The sequence below is a fragment of the Snuella lapsa genome (genome assembly GCF_039539345.1).
Classification (GTDB): Bacteria; Bacteroidota; Bacteroidia; order Flavobacteriales; family Flavobacteriaceae; genus Snuella; species Snuella lapsa.
Genome location: NZ_BAABCY010000032.1, coordinates 17806 through 38888, shown reverse-complemented (window position 1 = coordinate 38888; position 21083 = coordinate 17806). Strand labels below are relative to the sequence as shown.

The 21083-nt window shown below is 35.4% G+C and carries 16 protein-coding genes; 13 read left to right on the top strand and 3 right to left on the bottom strand.

Annotated features, from left to right (window positions below; translation table 11 throughout):
• Window positions 1–50: 50 nt before the first annotated feature.
• Window positions 51–566, top strand: coding sequence for a GldL-related protein (locus tag ABD792_RS05140; RefSeq protein ID WP_345004752.1), 516 nt, complete (start codon window positions 51–53; stop codon window positions 564–566).
• A 315-nt stretch (window positions 567–881) separates the two neighbouring features.
• Here ABD792_RS05140 and ABD792_RS05135 read toward each other — a convergent pair whose 3' ends face one another.
• Window positions 882–2426 (bottom strand): Fic family protein, encoded by a 1545-nt coding sequence (locus ABD792_RS05135; RefSeq protein WP_345004751.1) that lies wholly within the window; start codon window positions 2424–2426, stop codon window positions 882–884.
• Window positions 2427–2753: 327 nt separating this feature from the next.
• On the opposite strand from ABD792_RS05135, the gene ABD792_RS05130 reads away from it, so the two are divergent.
• Both ABD792_RS05130 and ABD792_RS05125 read left to right on the top strand, forming a co-directional pair.
• Window positions 2754–3161 carry a hypothetical protein gene (locus ABD792_RS05130; protein ID WP_345004750.1) on the top strand — a complete coding sequence of 136 codons (408 nt, stop codon included), beginning with the start codon at window positions 2754–2756 and terminating at the stop codon, window positions 3159–3161.
• A 79-nt stretch (window positions 3162–3240) separates the two neighbouring features.
• Window positions 3241–3795, top strand: a complete 555-nt coding sequence (locus tag ABD792_RS05125) for a hypothetical protein (protein WP_345004749.1) — start codon at window positions 3241–3243, stop codon at window positions 3793–3795.
• A 132-nt stretch (window positions 3796–3927) separates the two neighbouring features.
• Here the strand turns inward: ABD792_RS05125 and ABD792_RS05120 are convergent, their stop codons facing one another.
• Complete coding sequence (locus tag ABD792_RS05120; protein ID WP_345004748.1) at window positions 3928–4197, bottom strand: hypothetical protein; 270 nt, start codon at window positions 4195–4197, stop codon at window positions 3928–3930.
• A 133-nt stretch (window positions 4198–4330) separates the two neighbouring features.
• Here ABD792_RS05120 and ABD792_RS05115 point away from each other — a divergent pair, with 133 nt between their 5' ends.
• From ABD792_RS05115 to ABD792_RS05090, 6 genes are all read left to right on the top strand, one after another.
• Window positions 4331–4666, top strand: coding sequence for a single-stranded DNA-binding protein (locus tag ABD792_RS05115; RefSeq protein WP_345004747.1), 336 nt, complete (start codon window positions 4331–4333; stop codon window positions 4664–4666).
• Between the two features lie 71 nt (window positions 4667–4737).
• Complete coding sequence (locus ABD792_RS05110) at window positions 4738–5187, top strand: JAB domain-containing protein (RefSeq protein ID WP_345004745.1); 450 nt, start codon at window positions 4738–4740, stop codon at window positions 5185–5187.
• A gap of 16 nt (window positions 5188–5203) precedes the next feature.
• Window positions 5204–5401 carry a hypothetical protein gene (locus ABD792_RS05105; RefSeq protein ID WP_345004743.1) on the top strand — a complete coding sequence of 66 codons (198 nt, stop codon included), beginning with the start codon at window positions 5204–5206 and terminating at the stop codon, window positions 5399–5401.
• Window positions 5402–5702: 301 nt separating this feature from the next.
• The gene (locus ABD792_RS05100) at window positions 5703–5855 is read left to right on the top strand and encodes a hypothetical protein (protein ID WP_199115976.1); all 153 of its coding nucleotides are present in this window, start codon (window positions 5703–5705) and stop codon (window positions 5853–5855) included.
• 501 nt (window positions 5856–6356) lie between these two features.
• Window positions 6357–6941 carry a BfmA/BtgA family mobilization protein gene (locus tag ABD792_RS05095; RefSeq protein ID WP_345004742.1) on the top strand — a complete coding sequence of 195 codons (585 nt, stop codon included), beginning with the start codon at window positions 6357–6359 and terminating at the stop codon, window positions 6939–6941.
• 400 nt (window positions 6942–7341) lie between these two features.
• On the top strand, window positions 7342–10101 hold the full coding sequence (locus ABD792_RS05090; protein WP_345004741.1) for a LuxR C-terminal-related transcriptional regulator: 2760 nt from the start codon (window positions 7342–7344) through the stop codon (window positions 10099–10101).
• Between the two features lie 101 nt (window positions 10102–10202).
• Here the strand turns inward: ABD792_RS05090 and ABD792_RS05085 are convergent, their stop codons facing one another.
• Complete coding sequence (locus ABD792_RS05085) at window positions 10203–13247, bottom strand: T9SS type A sorting domain-containing protein (RefSeq protein ID WP_345004740.1); 3045 nt, start codon at window positions 13245–13247, stop codon at window positions 10203–10205.
• Window positions 13248–13822: 575 nt separating this feature from the next.
• Here ABD792_RS05085 and ABD792_RS05080 point away from each other — a divergent pair.
• From ABD792_RS05080 to ABD792_RS05065, 4 genes are read left to right on the top strand one after another with little or no spacing between them, the layout of a single operon-like run.
• Entirely contained in the window at window positions 13823–16813 is a 2991-nt protein-coding gene (locus ABD792_RS05080) for a SusC/RagA family TonB-linked outer membrane protein (RefSeq protein ID WP_345004739.1), read from the top strand.
• Between the two features lie 10 nt (window positions 16814–16823).
• Window positions 16824–18260, top strand: a complete 1437-nt coding sequence (locus ABD792_RS05075) for a RagB/SusD family nutrient uptake outer membrane protein (protein WP_345004738.1) — start codon at window positions 16824–16826, stop codon at window positions 18258–18260.
• A 26-nt stretch (window positions 18261–18286) separates the two neighbouring features.
• The gene (locus tag ABD792_RS05070; RefSeq protein WP_345004737.1) at window positions 18287–19666 is read left to right on the top strand and encodes a glucoamylase family protein; all 1380 of its coding nucleotides are present in this window, start codon (window positions 18287–18289) and stop codon (window positions 19664–19666) included.
• 19 nt (window positions 19667–19685) lie between these two features.
• Window positions 19686–21065, top strand: coding sequence for a glucoamylase family protein (locus tag ABD792_RS05065; RefSeq protein WP_345004736.1), 1380 nt, complete (start codon window positions 19686–19688; stop codon window positions 21063–21065).
• The last annotated feature ends 18 nt before the right edge of the window (window positions 21066–21083 follow it).

The window sequence follows — 21083 nt, the reverse complement described above, 5'->3', positions numbered from 1 at the left end:
TTGAAGATTTAAGTAAAATAAAGATAACTAAAGTTTCAGGCGTTTAAATTATGAATGCAAAAAATTACAACTATGTCGTTCTTATAATTATAGGGTTAGTCATTGCTCTAATTAGTTTTTTAGTTTCAAAATTTAAGTACAGCCCTAATACTGAATTCTGGACAAATATTGGACTTGCAATAAGTGAATTTTCGGGTTTTATTATGCTAATCCGAAATGGGACATTCATTAGAACCAAATATTTTAGGGTTTTCAAAGGTGTATTTGCTATAATACTTATTGGGGCATTATTTAAAATATTGCATTATCCGTACGGAAATGAAATTATTGTTGTTGGTTTTGCATTTGCTGTGTTGATTTATTTCTTCAGTTTTCTAAATAAGCCCATAAGAAAAAGGCTTGATTATTTAAAACTATTCTGGGTTGTCGTTGCATATACTGGGGGCATACTTCGGTTTTTACATATAATCAATGATGACTACCAAATTTTATCAAGTGCAATAATGTGGTTAGCCATCATTGATTATATGAAAATGGAAAGGCAAAAACGAAGATTGTTTGATTAAAATTTATCCCGTCGCAAAAATTATTGCAAGTAGTTGGTTGGCAACTATGGCAAAATTATCCCACATTTTTAGATTTCACTAAAAATTAAAAAAGCCTAATCTTGTATTAAGATTAGGCTTTAAGTACTCAAGGTGGAACTAACCAAAATTTGAAGTTATTAGGCTTTAAAAGGGATTGTCAAGGGGTAAAAATGATACTGACACCGAATTAGCCTCTTTTTATGAAAAATTTAACATTTAAGTGTTGTTTTGTCCCCAAATTAAGGCAAAAGTGGTTAAGTATAATTATTCATTTAGAATATGATCTTTAAACTTCTATTTTGCAATTGGCTTTCCTTTTAGGGCAGCATCAACCAAATAAGCAATAAATACTGCAAAGGGTTTGATATTTTTCCCAAAACTTGCGCTCTCTAAAGCATTCATGTATCTATCTCTTTCTTCAATAGGTATAACGGTCCAGGGGTATCCTCCAGACGCTAACATGGTATTCATTAGGAAGCGCCCCATTCTCCCATTGCCGTCAACATAAGGGTGCGTATATACAAAGAAGAAATGTCCCAAGACAGCCCTCACACTAGCTTCTTTTTCGTTTGACAATAATTCAAAAAGTAAAGGCATAACATCCCGTACACCATCCTTATTAATGGGCGTATGTTTTGATTGGCCTATATAAACCTGTATATTTCTATACCCTGCTAAATCAGAAGCCTTTAATAAACCAACCGCAACACTAGGAGCAAACAATTCCCGATACCAATCTCCGTGGTCTTTGTCAACTACTTTTCCTGGATTTTCACCATTTAAAATGTTTATAACACTTTCTTTTACGCTCTTAAAGGCTTGCCAATACCCTCTTGCCGCCATGGCATCCCTTTGTTTCCTGTCATTTTCATTTTCTTTGGCATCCCAAGCGCCACTTCTAACGCGTTCAATTAATTCTGGTGTTACTGCGTATCTTTCAATGGATAAGGAATGATAGGCATCCGTTGTATAAATATCTTCAATAGTTTTGATATAGGCATCTTTATCTCTTGGTAGTCCAGGTGATTGGGGAAAAACCTCTATAACCGCTTTTCTCATGTCATGCCACATCAATTTAATTCGATTTACATAGGGAGATCGCTCCCGCAAATCGAACACTATAGGTGTGGGCTCTTCAAATGGGTCGGATTCCCTAACATCATAATCTGCCGATTTCATGGTTTTGATAATATCATCAGCAATTTTATCCTGCCCTAAATTTCTGTATGCACCGGCCAATCGACCTGCAATAGTTGAATGCCCCCCCTCAAGTAAAATGCCTAATAATTCTGAGGCATCCTTAATCATTATAAGGGCTGTCCTGGCCTCTATGGGTTGTTTTGTGAATATTGAAGGGGTGGAGTGCACTATAGATGATGCTAAATTGACCATTCTAACACCATTCTTTAGTTCTATTTCTACCACATTGGGTAGGGGCGATTTCATAACAAATAAAGATGTGCCAAATAATAAAGTTGTTTGGGCATTGTTCCCTTTGGTAGAACGTATAATCAACTGCGTTGGAACAGAATCATTACCTGCATGAAGCATAAGGGATTGTTCAGCAGAAATACAATAGTCCTCACCATATCGATCTTCCAGATATCTTGCACAAAATTTCCAAAATGATGAAAACCAAGAGGTGCTATCCCCTTTTTGTTCATCATGGGGGGGCATTATATACCAACCTTTAATCACCTCACGTATAAATCCATTTTTGACCAAGCGTTCCCTATGAACCCTAGAGAGATCAGATGCTTTTATAGCCACTGTCCCTTGATCTTGAATGGTTTTTAATTGTTCTAATGATTCGGCTAATTTTTCTCTAGGTTTTGCCATTTACTTTTGATTAAACCACTATGATATTATTTATTGATGTTGTGCTTTGATTATTATTTAAAGACGTACAAATGTTATTATATGATGCTGTGTGATTATTATTAAATAATGCAAATGTAATGATTTTTACTGAGATATTTGATATGGATATTCATCCAATATTCCCGAAAGTTAAACGTCGCAAAATATTTGCGTTCAAATTTATCTGCCTAAAAAAATCGGTACCCCCAGAGGTTCCCCCAATTTTTCACTCGAAAATTTGAGACAAAATTTTGTCTTCCGTTTGTGTTGTGCTCAAATATTGTTTAACATAAAAATTTCATTATCATGGAAACAAAAGCAAAACAAAACGGAACAGCAAAAAGACAAAATGCAACCGTAAAAAAGGAAGTCCAAAAGAAACTGACCGAAGCGGTCATTGGAAAAACCGTTACGCTGGACAAGGGATCGGTTGTTGAAAAACCAGTGATCAACTTGGACGACCGCATCCAAAAGTTTGAAAAACTTAGAGGTTTAGCTACACAACGGGAACGCCTGACACAAACATTGAGCGAACTGACAAAATTTAATTATAATCAAAGTGGTTCAGCCTCATTCCATATCAGGGATTCCCATAATCTGGAATTCAAGACCACCAATACCAATCTGATCAAATTGGTCACGGAACACCTTCAGTCCACTTTGGAACAGCGCAAATCAGAGATAGAACAAGAGATCATACAATTTGAACTCTAAAGCACTTAAACGCTATAAATCTTAAGGCCTGCTCGCAAGAGTTGGCTTTCTTTTTTCAAATAACTAAAAAAATACCATCATGGAAAACCCTAAACTATTACAGCTCGATTTTGGTTTCGAGGTGAACTCCACTCCAAAACAACGTCAAAAACCCTTCAACATGAAAAAAGCAAAATCAGATTTTGTATTTGAATGCATGGATGCCCTAACAAGCCCTGTTATCATATACAGTACCACATGGCAAGATGCCATACCAAAAGATTTATTGGAAAAAATTACCATGAGCCGAATGCTGAGCCTTATGAAAGGCGAGAAAATGGCATCCATTACGGAAACAGTGGCCTATATGATGCCAAGAACCTTCGAAGCCCCCATGTCTTCAGAATGGTGCAATATCTATACCTGGTGTGGACTGCAATATGCCACGCAATTTAATATTGAAAGCAAAAGTATGGTAGAAGCTATGGAAGATATAGCCCCGAAAGAACTATCCAATTACGAACAGGCCCTTTTAAAACGACTGAGACTTTGGATCTATGAAAAACGGCGCAAAGCATTAAAAGCATCCATAAAAAACGATAAACCAAAGAAACTGGAAACTCCAGAGACAGAACAAAAATGCCTATTCCATTGATTGCAAGATTTAAAGGAAATCGGAAAGCCAAAACCCAAATCTCCTTAACCGCAGTATCGGCAAGCCATCTTGGGGTTTTGCTCGATACTGCTGGGACATCCGGATTTTGTCTAGGGACAATTTTAAGGGGTTTTATAATAAAAGAAGCCTTAGTTGTTTTTCGGGGCATCGAAAAACAGGCAGGGCATAAGTATTTCTATTCAAGCCCCGCCCACTGCGTTCGCTTAACTTCCCGTACGCTCCCTTGTGGACAGGCTTAAAAGAACCTACTAATGCCCTATGGAACTTGTCAAGACCATGACAGGTTTTAGGAAAAAATAAGGTATCTACCGCCTTGTTTTTAGCCCTTCGGTAAAAACGACGTCGCAGACACTCCTGATTTTTCCATAAAAGTCTTGACAAAACCCACTTCGTTTATTGTGCTGCGCACGGAAGAAATCATACAACGCCCCCCTTAAAATTTAGAGCAGTCTAAATCGAGAAAGGGAAATCATTAACCCGTCTGCCAAAAGTGGACATTTAAAAATCTTTTATCATGAGTACATTAAAAAACAAAGTACAGTTAATCGGAAACGTAGGTATAGAGCCTACCATTACAAACCTTGAAAACGGCAGAAAAGTCGCTCGACTGTCATTGGCAACCAATGAAAGCTACAAGAACAACAAAGGTGAAAGGCAGACAGATACCAATTGGCATACCATTATCGCCTGGGGCAAGACTGCCGACATCATTGAAAAGTATGTTGCCAAAGGCAAGGAAATTGCTGTAGAGGGCAAACTGACCTCCCGTTCCTATGAGGACAAAGAGGGCGTAAAACGTTACGTTACCGAGGTGGTAGTATCCGAAATCCTATTGTTGAACGGCAATTAAAAAGTATAAAGAGGGTGAATCTGTGGAAAGGTGACACCCTCTTTTCATTATTCACTTTAAAATCTAGAACAATGAGCAGTAAAGTTAACGAAATAAGCATAAGCTACAAAGAGAAAATACGAACCTTGGAATCGCAATCCGTTAAAAGTTCGGAAGAGGCAGCAAAACTGTTGTTTGACGGTTGGAACATTAATAACATAGGCTTTCAGGAAACCTTTAAGGTATTATTGCTGAACAACGCCAATAAGGTTAAGGGTGTGTACCAACTGTCCACGGGCAGCCTAACGGGAACGTTGGTTGATATGCGCATCCTGTTTGCGGTCATCATCAAGACCCTCAGTATAAATATAATTTTATGCCATAACCACCCTTCGGGAAAGTTGTTGCCAAGTGAAGCCGATAAGAAGCTGACGGAAAAAATACAGGGTGCAGCCAAATTTTTTGATGTTAATGTTTTGGACCATTTGATTATTGTACCCAATGGAGCGTACTACAGTTTTGCCGATAACGGATTGTTGTGACCTAAAATATGAAGCCATGATACATTTGAATTATAACAATCTCGACGACGAGACCCAACAACGGTTGCTGTCGATGTCCAAAAAAGATGTAGAAAAGCGGTTTGGGAAACAATTGAGAAACTATGCAAGGGAACACTATAAAAATTACCAAAGCCTTTTGGAAGAGGAAGCCATTCGAAACCTGTACAACTACGATTTCGTATTTAAAGTTTAATCAATAAAATTCAAAAATCAGACCCTTGCGTTACTCAGGGTCTTTTTTTGGCGGTTTGATTTTTAAGAGGATCGAACCCTTAAAAATCAATTCGGGACTTGACCATTTACCAAGAATGGGAGTGCCAGGGGTGGCATTACCATCATTTGACCGCAAGATAGTCCCTAAAAAATATTCCCTTCAAAAGACTACGGCATAAAGCCGTTCGCACGCTCACTTTTTATTCCGTTTCCTTTTGAGATGAAATTTTTTGGGGAACTGGTGCTCCGGTAAAATAATTGATAATTAAAAATTTTACATTATGGAAACTAGAGTTAAAAGAGTGCTGGAGATTCCGGCCAGAAAATCACAAAACCAAGAAAGTGCCCATCCAAGAGTTTCGGACAGATCCTTCCATTTGATAATTGATCTGTGGATTTTCAAGTTTGAATATTCTAAGGAACGGTTTCCATAAAATCGTTGAAATATTCTGTCGAAAGGCTCTTGAAAAAGGGTCTTTTTTATTGGTTGGTTCCATCAAATCTGACGTCTTGAATCTCAAATGTTGACATTTTAATTTCCATTGAGTTTAATTGTATTCATTTGATACCGAATTTCATTTTCATTTTTGTTAAAAGGATGGTATATTTAAACAAGCCCCTTGAATAGGATTAGTATGGTTGTTCCTCCCGATGGCTATCGGGATTGATTTGACTTCCCTTTGACCATACATATCAATTCTGGTTAAAATACAATGCCACTGATTGGTACAATCATGTGGTTCGGATTTTTGTTCGCTGGGGCGAACGAAAAGGAAAAGCAAGAGGGTAGCGCGCTGGTGCACCGCTACAAATCTCATTTACTGCGTAAAGCCCCTGTTTATAAGGGTTTGTATAATTTTTGCAAAAAGGACAAAAGTGGTTTTTTATGAAAAAATCCGCTCAGCCCAGTAAAACCGTTGATTTTTTATGAAAAAATGGATAAAGGATACGAAAAAGAACAGTTTGAAGGCTTGAAAATCAAATCTTCGGTGGCCAAAAAGTTTAGGGCCTATTGCAGGGATATTTCAAAATCCCAGTCCATGGGGTTATTGGCCATGTTGGATTTTTTTGAGATCCATGAACTGTCCCCAACGGATTCCATAGATGGCAATCTAAGATCTATAGAAATACGCATCAAAAAACGGATAAACAATGCTATAGCTATTATAAAGAGTATAGAACAAAATCAGACTCTGCCAACCGTTGCCATGTTACAATCCTTATTTGAGCAGCAGTTGGAGCATGAAGATGACGACGATTACCTGGGAGATCATTTGGAATACATAGAAAAGAAATTTGAGCACGTTGAAGCAGGAGAGAAGAAACTGATGGAAGAGACCACCGTACCTAAGATCAGATACGAACGTTTGGAAGAAAAAATGGCACAGCTTAAAGCAGAATTTAGCTATGTGCTAAGCAAAGTGAAAGAGATCAAGAGTCCATTTGGAAAGCCCTATTTAAAGCTGGAACTTACCGAGGAAGAAATGGAGAAGTATAAGCGTTCTATTAAAAATTCATAAGTATGTATATAACCAATTCCGAACCGCACAAAGAGGAAAACTATAAAACAGGTCTTCCTACCAGAGAAAAGGGTAACCTTTAGACTGTTGCACAAATCAAGAGTGCACATTTCCACCAATCAGGCACAGCTGGCGTTCAAGGCATTTATGAAGCTCAAAAGGGGTGTTGAAAAGAGTTTTGGTTTGGGTGGGATAGAGATGTGATTTAATTCAGTTTTTTCATGTTCAAACTATAATTGTTGTCAGGTTAAATAGTGATTTATGTAAATAAAGAGTTAAGAGTTAAAGATTAGGTAGCATAGAAACAAAAAATTAAATTTGTTGAGTAAAGTTCAAGTATGTTATTTCTTAATTTAAATTTAGAACTTAGGGAATATTTTAATCAACTCTTTAATATGTAATGAAGTACATTTTTGTAATAGTAATATTTTTATGCAATCTTATTCTTATACAGGCTCAGACGTTTACACCCGATATAAAAAATTACACCATAGAAAACTATGATGCAGATAACCAGAATTGGGATATAGATGTAGATGAAAACGGCGTTGTTTTTATAGCCAATAATAAAGGACTGTTAAGATATAATGGACAATCATGGCAGTTATATGAATTACCAAATAAAACCATAATAAGATCAGTTTTGTGTGTATCGGATAGAATTTACACAGGGTCTTATGAAGAGTTTGGATTTTGGAAAAAAGATGACTTTGGAGATTATTATTACACCTCATTAAATCAATATTTTACATCTGATCACAAAATAGATAATGAACAATTTTGGCAAATAGTTAGCTATAAAAATAAAATAATATTTAAATCCTTTGCTAGAGGTCTTTATGTGTACGATGGAGATCGTATTTCCTATATTGAAAATAGTTTTGGGACTTATGATGTTTCCGTTTTTCAGAATGATTTATTGGTAACAAACTCTTATAGAGGTTTAGAAAGGCTAAATAAGGACAAATTAGAACCCTATCAAATGCCTAACAGATTGTCTTATGATTCAAGTCTAGCTTATAATATATCAAGCTATCAAAGTTTATTATTTTTATACGATTCTAAGCAAGGAGGGTTCGTATATGATTCGGAAAAACTAATACCTCTCCCTCAAAAAGTAAACTTATATTTAGGTAAGAATGTTCTTAATAAGGTTGTTTTTGCTGATGAAAGTAATTTGGCATTTGGGTCCATTAAAGATGGTATTACAATTTATAATTTTAGAACTAATAATATTCGACATGTAAATAAAAATTATGGTTTAATAAATAATACTGTTTTGGGGTTGACTTTAAAAGAAGAAAACCTATGGGTGGCGCTAGATAACGGGTTGACTAAGATTGACCTGGAGTCACCCTTTACATTTTTTAAAGATTTTACGGGGACCTTGGGTACGGTATATGATGTTACCTTTTTTGAAAATTCCTATTATTTAGGAAGCAATACAGGAGTTTATAGGCTTTCTGAAACTGGAGAGTTAATTTTAATAAATGATTCTGAGGGACAGGTTTGGGATTTAAAGGTTTTAAATGATCAAATATTAGTTGGACATAACGAAGGAAGCTTTTTAGTTGAAGACGATATTTGGTCAAAAAGATTATCAGATAGAGGTGTTTACTGTAGTGTGGAAATCCCAGAAAAAGAAAATTGGTTTTTACAAGGAACTTATTATGGTATAAATCTTTTAAGAAAAGAGAAAGATAGATGGTATTCTCATGAAATAGAAGAAGTTCCTTTTTTAGTAAATAACATAGCATTTGAATCTGATGAAATTATATGGGTTACTCATCCCTACAAAGGTGTTTATAGAATTTTGTTAGATAACGATTATAAAAAGGTTTTAAAAATTACACCTTATGGAGACAATCAAAAATTTAAGCAATATCAAACCAATGTTTATAATATAGAAAATAACATTTTATTATATAATTCAGGGAATTGGTTTAAATATTTTAAAGAAAAAGATAGTATAGGGGTATTTGATAAGTTAGAGAAATATCAAAACAAAGTTATAGTTGGAAAAGAAGAGATGGGAGTTTGGGTTAATGATAGAAATAATAACACCTTAACATTCGTTAATAATAGTTTTGAAGAACAAACAAATATCAATACAACCAGTGTTAAAAAAAGACTTGTTTCCAAGTATGAAAAGGTTATATATAAAAATGATTCTTTAAGGATAATGAACCTCAACGATGGCTTTATGCTATTTGATATTAATAATCCTAAGAATAAGACTAGTAGGTTGAAATCTCCAGTAATTGATAAAATTTACACAAAAAATAAAAAGGTTCCATTAGAAAGCAGCTCTAATATAAAGATTCCATTTAATGAGGCAAGAACTTTAACTGTTGAATCGTATTTACCCAACAATTATGGTGTAGATTTAAACTACGCTCTATCAGGAAGGATAGATGAAACGGGTATAATTAAAGAAGGTAAGTTGATATTACAAAACCTACCTTATGGTGATTATACTTTGCATTTAAATAATCCCTATGCAAACAATTTAAAGGGTTTTAATAAAGAGCTGAAATTTAGTGTTTTGTCACCATGGTACCTATCAAATATTATGAAGCTAATATATTTCATTTTTATATTGGGTGTGCTTTATATAGGTCATAAAATCAATACAGTAAAAATAAGGAGAGAACAAATAAAAAAGGAAAGAGCATACATAAGAGAAAATCAAAAGAGAATTCAAGAAATAGAGAAACAAAATTTGGAAAAAGAAATATTTAATAAAAAGAATGAGCTCACCAATTCTACAAAAACCATTATTAAGAAAAATGAAACAATTACGCTATTAGGAAATGAGCTTGGTAGGCTTTTAGATATGTCTCCAAATAAATCACGAACAAAAAGACTAATCAACTTATCTAAAAATAAAGTTGATATAGAAAATGATTGGAAAACTTTTGAAGCTAATTTTAATGAGTTGCACCATGATTTTTTTACGAGGTTGGCTGCATCATTTCCTAGTTTAACCTCAAAAGATTTAAAGCTTTGTGCGTATATTAAAACGGGGTTGTCTTCTAAAGAAATTGCGCCATTAATGGGTATAACAACAAGAGGTATAGAGATTCATAGATACCGCTTGAGAAAAAAAATTAATTTAGATGCAGGTAACAGTCTTGCAAATTTTTTAATTACGTTTTAGTGTAAGACCATATAAGTGTATTTTGAAAAGTATATATGATAAAACACCGTTTAACAATTAAGTTAAACGGTGTTTTAAATATTTTAATAAATTATTCTTTATTACTTTTTTATGAACTTAGAGCTGGTTTCTTTGCCATCGCTGGTTTGTAATTTTAAAATATACATACCATTAGAAAGACTAGAAACATTAACCTTGCTTGATTTAGAAGTTAGAAGCACCCTTCCGTTCAGGTCATATACAGAAATATTAGAAATTGCATAATTACCTTTAACAGTTACCGATAAGTAATTGTCAACCGGGTTTGGCGATATAATAACATCTGGGTTGATAGTATCAACAGTATTAGTGGTTAAGGTTTTAGAAGCTGTTGCTTTTTGGGTTGCAGCCGTCGTGGTAGTCGTGGTAGTCGTGGTAAGTTTGCAATTTCCTAGAAAACGCCATGCATTTTGGGCATTTTTATTTGGAACATTGTAACTATCAGTTGCGCTTTTAGAAATAATCCATTTAGCTTGGTAAAGCTCCCAATCCCAAATACCAGATCCGGGAGAAGTTTCTTTTTTTACTTTTACTATATAATCTCTGGGGTAATCACCTGTGCTGCCTTCGGTACCATGCTCTTTATAATCTATGCAATTTAATTTAAGTTCTGACGAACAAGAACCAACAGATTTCCATAATGAAAGGTTGTTTTCAGGATCTTTATTGGTACTCTTGCCTAATGAAATGTAAACTTCTGAAGAACCATTGGCTTTAGTATAATTAACTAAGTTATTTTCCACATAAGTGTAATTTTTATCCCAAGGAAGGTACTTTTCACAAACTAAACTTGAAAAACTGTAACTCATATTGCTAAAGTTAGTATATTTTTTAAAGAATGTAAGGTCTTTTAAATGCTGTAGCCCGAATAACATAGTGGAAAAGTCTACTAATTGAATAACTTCAGGGCGCCAATTAATTTCTTCCTTACTGTAGCGCCATAGAACTTCGCTTTTTTTTGCGTTAGGTAATTTATATAATCCTCTTCCAGACTTATATAAATTTAGAAGATCGTTTTCAATCTCTTTATTTTCATCGGCAGGTAAAAAACCAGCTATGATATGTGGGGAAACAATTTTGGACCAATTTTGTTCCTCACCTTGGCTGTCAACCTTGTCGGCATGATATCCATATCCTGTATTAGACTCCCCAGCACCACAACCCCATTCGTAAAGTTGTCTTGGTATTGGGTTGCTATATCCACTTTCAGAAATAGATTTCCACCAATTTTTGTCTGCAATTTTAGCATTCTTTAAATACGGATTTAAGTCAGGGTTGTTATTAAAACCGTAAACCAGATAATTTGCAAATTGGGTTAAAAAACTGGAGTGGATATGTTTTAAATCAAAAGCAAGGGTCTGTGTTATTGTTGTTGTTCCGTTTGGTGCAATATAAGTAAACGGAGCTTTCCTTAAATTTGTCGAATTTTTATAATAAGTATTCCAAAATAAAGTTCCAGTTGAGTCACCAGTTCTATTGGCCATATCTGCAGCAATCATGTATTCACTAAAAGCTTGACTACCTCCTTTACCTTTACCTTCAGCATCAAACTCCAGGAATAATTCGCTTAAACTATGGTTTGAAATAACATCTTCCCATTTTGTAGTATTCCAAAGATCTAATATTAATTTAGCGATTTCATCTCTTTGTTCTGGTGTGGCTATAACGGGTGCACCGTGTTCGAGTTCTGAAAAATATTCTTTAGCAAACAAAGCCCCCGACATTAAAATGGCTGTGTCTATAACACTGTATTCTGATCCTCTCGCTTTTTCCCCAGTATGCATATCAAAAAAATGACTTGCAAACCCTGTTGTGTTTCTACTTAACTTAAAACCAGGCGTATAGCCAGCTACCGTTTGTAGTGTTTTAATTACCTTTGTAACGGCGTCCGGCTCCCAACCATTATCATGACCTATACATAAGGCTATTAAACCCATACCAACAGCAGCTGTAGAACCAGCATGAGCATCGTGATTGTTTAAAATATTTTTCTTATCAAGATACATGCCGTTTTCAGCACGAGATAATTTAAAAACCTCATAAGCAGCTTCCCGCAATTGGTTTAAAGTACGTGTATTATCTTCTTCATATGTTCTAGTGGGTGCAACCAAAACATCGTCAAAATAGTAAGAGCCTCCATAAGTGCCATCTCCAGCTCCAAAAAATATGTTTAAATGTGTAAAATCATTTAGGTTTACATTGCTAAAATCAAAAGCGTAGCTATGCCATTGATTATAGCCCCGAATTTCTGTTCTTCGCTCTATTTGTGTAATTCCAGAAGGTGCACCTTCAAGTTTTACTATTAATTTGGCATTGTGTTCTGACGGCGTATGCGGTCTGTCTTTTAAAAAGACCTTTAAGTTTAATTCATTATTTCCTTTAAAATCAATTGATGAAATATCATATGAAATCCAAGTATAAGGCTGTCCTTGTGTTTTTGAAAATTTACCACAGTTAGCACTGGTATTAGGTATTGTTATGTTGGGATTGGATACTTTTGTTAAAGTTCCTCCGTTGGCTGTCCATGGTTTAAACGATAACTCAAAGTTATCAATTAGCTCGCCTTGTCTATCATTAGGGTGGACTTCTTTAATCGTTCTTAATTCTTCACTAGTATAACTTATAATATCATCAAAATAATATTTTTCGCCTCTGTTTGATGATGGGTCAAAGAATAGCTCAATTGAATTTAATCCTTGTAAACTGGCCCATTGTGAAAAATCGATAGTATAAGTCTGCCACGTATTAATCTTTTCAATATGAACGGTTTTTTCAATAGCACCAGAAGGACCATTTAATTTTAAAATAAACGGGTGCTTATGTCCACTATATATTCTAATTCTAAATTGATTGGATTCACTAAGGTCAATTCCATTAGGAACATCAGCTTTAAATAAACTGTAAGGGTGATTGGTAGATTTTGTGTATGCACCAACCTTTTGGCTTCCATCTGTTGGGTTATTTTCTAAATTATAAGAACCATCCACGGCAGTCCAATTTAATTTAGCGTTGTTATTACCAAAATCTTCGTAGATAATTTGGGAGCTAATTAAGTCTGTGCTTAAAAGTACAAGTATTAGTACTAATAATTTTAATTGTTTTTTCATTGTAATGTAATTTGGGTTAAATGTTAAAAATTTTCAAGCTTGAACTTTGTAATTATTACGTGGTGTAAAATTCTTAAACAATAAGGAGTTATTAGCACTTTTTTGGCTCATCAAATTTTGATGAGTTTATAACTTTTTGGTTGTAAGTATTTTGTGTATAGTTTGATGAGTTTGTAATATAAAAGTTTAACATAAAGAGAAATTGTTGATGTAGAAAATAGATTACAAGTGTAAATTTTAGGTTATATTAACTTAAACACGGGTTTGAATCTCTTATGGATAGTATAGAATAATAAAAAGGCACCGTTTATAGAGAATAATTGCACATTTATTTAACTATTTTAACATAAAGATGTTCTATGTTAACATCAATCTACTACATCATTACTACATCAAAGTGATTTTTTTCATCTAAACACACGAATGTAAGTATCTTATAATCAATAGTTTGTGATAATTTGTGTTTTTAGTTGGAACTTCATCATAGATTTTAATTATTTCTTAACCTAATTTTAACCAAAGAAAAATGAGTTCTTGTTACGAAGAGCAATTAAACTAAAACTAAAATTAAACTTATGAAGATTAGATTTTTAACACTATGTTGTTACTTTTTAATGCAAAGCATATGGGCACAACAAATTATTAAAGGGACGGTTACAGATGTTAACAAGGTGCCTCTACCTGGAGCTTCGGTTTTAATAAAAGGCACAACAACTGGTTCGCAAACCGATTTTGATGGTGTTTTTTCTTTACAAGCTAGTACTAACGATGTGTTAGTTGTAAGTTATTTGGGGTATATAACTCAGGAAGTAACAGTAACTTCTTCTGTGAATTATACAGTTATATTACAAGAAGACCTAAATCAATTAGACGAAGTAGTAGTTGTGGGGTACGGAACCCAAAAGAAAGCAGTCTTAACCAGTTCGGTAAGCTCAGTAAAAGGAGCAGATTTGGCAAAGGAGCCTATATTAAATGCTACCCAAGCATTGCAAGGTAAAGCAGCTGGGGTACAGGTAATAGCATCAGATGCGCCTGGGCAGGCATCAACTATTATTATAAGGGGTTTAGGCACAGTGGGTGGTAGTAGTGACCCCTTATATGTGGTAGACGGTATTCTTACAGGAAACATCAATAATTTGAATACGTCCGATATTCAAACTATGAGCGTATTGAAAGATGCTGCTGCTAAAGCCATTTATGGTAATAGAGGAGCCAATGGGGTGATTATCATTACAACCAAAAGAGGAAAGGAGGGTAAAATGCAAATATCCTTTGATGCTTATACAGGAGTTAGGGATGTTTTAAGTAGGGTAAAAATGGCAAATGCCTCAGAGTATGTTATTTACAGTAATGAGGGTAGGTTAAGAGATTTAAGAAGGGATGATGACCCCAATAATGATAACGACACCGGTAGTTTTTTTCCAACAAACCAATTGTACGATACCAATTGGCTGGATGAAATTACCCGTTTAGGAAGAGTGTCTAACTACAACCTATCGCTTTCAGGCGGTTCTGAAAAAATAAAAGCCTTTTTTAGTGCTGGGTTAAATGATGAAGAAGGTATACTGAAGGGTAATGATTTTAGGCGTTTTACACTTCGTAGTAATATAGATTACGAAATTTCTGAAAAGTTAAGCCTTTCCCAAACTGCCAGCATCCAATTAGCAAACGTAACACCTAAAATCTATGGAGCTTTTACAACAGCTTATAAGCAGGCGCCTATTGTTCCTGTGTATGATGAGCAAGGGCGTTTTGGGTCGGCAGCAGCATTCAATAACGTAGGGAACCCAGTAAAAGACTTGTTTTTTCAAAATGAGAAACAACGCTTTTTTAAAGTACAAGGCTCTCTTAAGCTTGACTACAAGATTATTGAACCGTTAACTTTTACTTCTCAGTTTTCAATAGAGTCTGAGTATGGTAGATTCTATAGTTTTACGGATATACTAGGCTCGTTTTTAGCAGGTAACCCTGCAAATACTGAGGCAGATTATTTTAGAGAAAATCCGGATAGGGAAAGAACGGCGGCTTCGGTTACGCATACCAATCATTATAATTGGTTTATAGATAATTATGTAACCTTTAATAAAACATTTCAGGAAGCACATACTATAAAAGCAACTTTCGGTGCAAGTGCACAGGAAAGCAGAGGTGAATCTTTAACTGGTTACAGGGTTAATGTGCCATTAGATGCTAACCTTAATTATATATTAAATGCGGGTGATGTAGATGACAGGCAAGCAGCCAGTGGTTCGTTAGGCGTTAAAGATAGACTGTACTCTTACTTTGCTAGGGCTAGTTACGATTATAAAAACAAATACTTAGTAAGTGGTTCGTATAGGAGAGATGGCTCTAGTAAATTTCAAGAAGGGAACAGGATAGGCGATTTTTTTGCAGTAAGTGTAGGTTGGGTTGTTACCGAAGAGAACTTTATGAAAAATAGTGCGTTTGATATTTTAAAATTAAGAGCCAGTTATGGTGAAGTAGGAAACCAAAATGTACCATTACAACAAATTGTACAAACAACAGGTAGTGGTGGGTTTTATGCCTTCGGACCTAATCAAGCGTTACAACAAGGAACAACAATAGCATCAACAATATCACCAGATTTAACATGGGAAACTACAGAAGAGTATAATATTGGTGCAGAATTTACTTTGTTTGATTATAAGTTAAGCGGAGAAGTAGATTTTTATCGTAAAGAAACGCCAGATGCCATTGTACCTGTAGCGCTTCCTGATGTTTTTGGCTTAGGCGGTTTTGATGACCATATTGGAAGTGTTTTAAACAAGGGGGTAGAGGCATCATTAAATTGGAAAGATAAAATTGGTGAAAAATTCAATTATAGTTTTGGAGTAAACTTTGCTTATAACGAAAATGAATTAGCAGAAGTAAAGAGTATTTTTTTTAATGAATCAATAGGCGGAGGTATAAACAATGGTCAATATACAAAAAGGGTAAGAGAAGGATATCCGTTGGGAAGTTTCTATTTATATGATGTTATAGGTATAGATGATAAAGGCGAGTTTGTTTATGATGATGTAAATAATAATGGACTGATTGATGAAGATGATAGAAAATTTATGGGTTCGTTTTTACCAAAATATACCTTAGGGTTTAATTTTGGAATAGAATATAATAACTTCGATTTTACGGTAGATACTTACACCAGTTTGGGGGCGAAAGTATATAATGGTAAAAAAGCACAACGTTTTAGTAATGAAAACATTGAGCAATCGGTATTTAATAACCGTTGGACTTCTGGAAGACCAAGTAATACTACCCCTATAGCGTTTAATGAAGTGCCATTATCCTCAGACTATTATTTAGAGTCAGCAGACTTTTTTAGGATAAATAATATAACACTTGGTTATACTTTACCAGATAGCATATCCTCGTTCTTTTCTAGTGTAAGGATATATGCTACGGCTAAAAATCCAATAATTTTTAAGGAATTTTCTGGGTTTACGCCAGAGCTTCCAGGTAGTCCCCTAGGGAATGCCGGTATAGAATTGGATGCATACCCTACACTAAAGTCGTTTCATATAGGTATAAATACATCATTTTAAAAAAAAGAAAATGCAAAAATTAATTATAAAAACAACAAGACTATCTATAACAGTGCTGCTACTAATGTTGGTTACAATGTTTTCATGCAGTGAAAACTTTTTAGATGTAGAATCAGATCAAGAGCAAGCTGAACAATTATCATCAGACCAGTCTGTTGAGTTAGTAAATGCCATATACAACCGACTTATTCAATGGTCCATGAGTTCCTTCTCATGGAATGGAGTAAGCAGCATCACTTCCGATGATGCTGATAAAGGAAGTGATCCTGGAGATACAGGAGCAGACAAACATTTGTTGGATGGCCTTTTAATGGATCCAACAACCTTAAGCGTAGGAGATGTGTGGGGCGAGCATTATAATGCTAACCAACGCGTAACAACAGCCATATTGGCCATTCAGGATTTTAATCTAGAAGCAGGTTTAAAAAGTAGACTTTTAGGTGAAGCCAAATTTTTAAGAGCGCTTATTTATTTCAGACTGGTTAAATGTTTTGGAGGGGTGCCTTTAATCTCCGAACTATCTGATATATCAAGTGACGAATCGTTAAAAAGAGCAACCAAAGAAGAAACATACGCTTTTATTGAACAGAATTTACAAGATGCCATTGCAGCATTACCAGAGAAGAGTGAATATCCTATATCTGAATTAGGTAGGGCTACCAAAGGTGCGGCAAAAACATTGTTGGCTAAAGTAAGTATGTACCAAGGCAAATGGCAACAGGTAAAAGACCTAACAGATCAGGTTATTGCATCTGGAGAGTATGGCTTAACACCAAATTATGAAGATATCTGGAAGGAGATTGCAGAAAATAATCAAGAATCTATTTTTGAAATTCAAGCTAGAGGTGATAGTCCCACAGCTGGAGTTCAAGGCTATAGTGTAACCCAGGGAGCCCGTGGTGAAGGTGGCTGGGGCTGGGGCTTTAACACGCCAACCCAAGATTTAGTAAACTCTTACGAGGTTGGAGATACGAGAAGGGATGCTACCATTATTTTTAGAGGAGAAACTCTTTATGACGGAAGGGAAGTACCTAATACAGTTGTTAATGAGCGTTACAATCAGAAAGCTTATATAAGTGCCAATTCTGATGCTTGGGAAACAGGAAAAAATATTAGAGTACTTAGATATGCCGAAGTATTGCTCATGAATGCTGAAGCGGCTACGCAATTAGGAGGGGATGCAGCTACACCATTAAATGCAGTGAGAACGAGAGCAGGTTTAGGCAATATAGATAATCCTACACAAATGGATGTGTGGAAAGAAAGACGCTGGGAACTGGCCTTTGAGCACGATCGCTATTTTGATTTGGTTCGCCAAGGAAGGGCAGGAGATGTTTTAAGGGCTCATGGTAAACCATTTGTAGATGGTAAACATGAAGTTTTTCCAATACCTCAAGAGCAAATCAACATAAGCCAAGGCTTATTGGAACAAAACCCAAATTATTAGATATAAACCAGTAAAATTTTAAACAGATGAATTTGATACTAAAAACCATAAAGATTAAGATAGCAATATTAGGTGTTTTCGGCTTATTGCTGCTTACCCTATTAGGTTGTTCTAAAGATAGCATTACACCACCACCACCAGATGTAGGTTTTATTGAAGAACCCATTGAAGAACAAAAATTGCCATTAGAAGAGCTGTTAGAAATCGTTCAACAAAAAACCTTTAATTATTTCTGGGATTTTGCTGAAACAAATAGTGGTATGGCAAAGGAGCGTTCACAACCAGATGCATATGAGGGACAATCAAGCCGATTAATTGCAACTGGGGGATCGGGCTTTGGAATAGCTTGTTTTCCAGTGGCTGTAACTCGAGGATGGATAACCAGAGAAGATGCAATTCAACGAATGGATAAAATACTAAGCTGGTTGGAAAATGCCGATAAATTCCATGGGGCTTTCGCTCATTGGTATTATGGGGATACTGGTAAAGTAAGGCCTTTCTCAGAGAAAGATAATGGAGGAGATATTGTTGAAACTGCATTTTTAATGCAAGGCCTGTTAATTAACAGACAATTTTTTTCGAATAATAATACAGCTGAAAATGCAATACGAAATAGGATTACTGCTCTTTGGGAAGCGGTAGAATGGGACTGGTATGCCAGAGATAATAAAATTTTAATGTGGCATTGGTCTCCAAATTACGACTTTCAAATGGGAATGAGCGTAGGTGGTTGGAATGAAGCTTTAATGGCGCATATTTTAGCTGCAGCATCACCAACTCATGGTTTAGATAAGGAGGCTTACGAAAAAGGATGGGGTAATAGTGGAGGTAAAATGATTAATGGCAATACATTTTATGGTATTTTTCAACCATTAGGAATTGATAGAGGAGGGCCTTTGTTTTGGGCACATTATTCCTTTATTGGTTTAGACCCAAGAGGTTTGTCAGACCAATACGCTAACTATTTTGAACAAAATAAAGCCCATACACTTATTAATTACAATTATTGTATGGAAAACCCTAAGAATTATAAAGGCTATGGTGGTGATAGTTGGGGGTTAACATCTAGTGATAATCACTTGGGATATGGAGGGCATGAACCAGGCAATGACTTGGGGGTTATTGCACCCACAGCGGCTTTATCATCATTTCCTTATACACCGGTGGAATCACAAAAAGCACTCGAGTATTTCTATTACGAGAAGAAGGATGATTTGTGGGGGCCTTACGGATTTTACGATGCCTTTTCAGAGCACCATGATTGGGTAGCAAATGGCTATATAGCCATTGACCAAGGTCCTATTGTAGCTATGATTGAGAATTATAGAACACAACTACTTTGGAATCTGTTCATGCAAGATCAGGATGTGATAAACGGTTTAACTAAACTTGGTTTTAACTTTTAAAATTAATTATTAAGTAGCAATGAAAAGTAGAGTCAATACCATACAGTTGTTAAGATCCAATATGTTAAATGTAATTGGATGCTGTATGGTATTGGTTCTATACAACTGTAAAAATTCAAAAGGTCTACAAACAGGATATCTAGTTAACAATGAGATTGGAAATCTTTCTCATGAAGCGTTATTAGATAGGGTTCAAAAACAAACCTTTAAGTATTTCTGGGACTTTGCAGAACCCAATAGCGGTATGGCACGAGAACGCTCGCAAAAAGATGCCTTTGAAGGAGAATCTTTAAATATTGTAACTTCAGGAGGGTCGGGGTTTGGTATTGCTTGTTTGCCTATAGCGGTTGAAAGGAGGTGGATAACTAGAACCCAAGCCTTACATCACTTGCAGAAAATATTAGGGTTTCTTGAAAGAGCAGAAACCTACCATGGTGCATTCTCGCACTGGTACTTTGGAGATACGGCACAAACACGTCACTTTAGTGATTTAGATGACGGAGGCGATATTGTGGAAACAGCATTTTTAATGCAAGGACTGCTTATAAACAGACAATACTTTAATGGTAACAATATCAATGAAAAAGATATTAGGGACCGTATTACCAAACTTTGGGAAGCTGTGGAGTGGGATTGGTATACCCGAGGCGAAAAAGCTATCACTTGGCATTGGTCTCCAAAGCATAGTTTTGGTATTAACCTGAAAGTTAGTGGTTGGAACGAGGCTTTGGTTGTGTATGTATTGGCAGCAGCATCGCCCACACACGCAATAGATAGAGAAACATACCATAATGGATGGGCAAGAAATGCCCAAATGAAAAACGATAAAAGCTATTACAGCCATAAATTGCCCTTGGGAGAAGATTATGGAGGACCGTTATTCCTATCGCACTATTCTTTTATAGGGTTGAATCCAAAAGGGTTAAAAGACCAGTATGTAGATGATTACTTTAAACAAAATAGAAATCATTCGCTCATTAACTATGAATATTGTAAAGATAACCCTAAGGGCTATAAAGGCTATAGTGATAAGTGCTGGGGGCTAACAGCTAGTGATAACCATAAAGGGTATTCAGCGCATAGCCCTACAAACGATTTAGGTATTATAACCCCTACAGCAGCACTATCATCGTACCCTTATACACCCGAAGCATCTGGTAAAGCCTTACGGTATTTCTATAATAATTTAAAAGAAAAACTTTGGGGAGATTATGGTTTTTACGATGCCTTTTCAGAACACCATAATTGGGTTTCAGATGGATATATAGCCATAGATCAGGGACCTATCATAGCCATGATAGAGAATTATAGAACAGGTCTTTTGTGGACACTTTTCATGCAAGACGAAGAAGTTAAAAAAGGATTGAAAAAATTAGGGTTTTCAAGTCCCTTTTTATAAACAAGAAAAGATTAATAA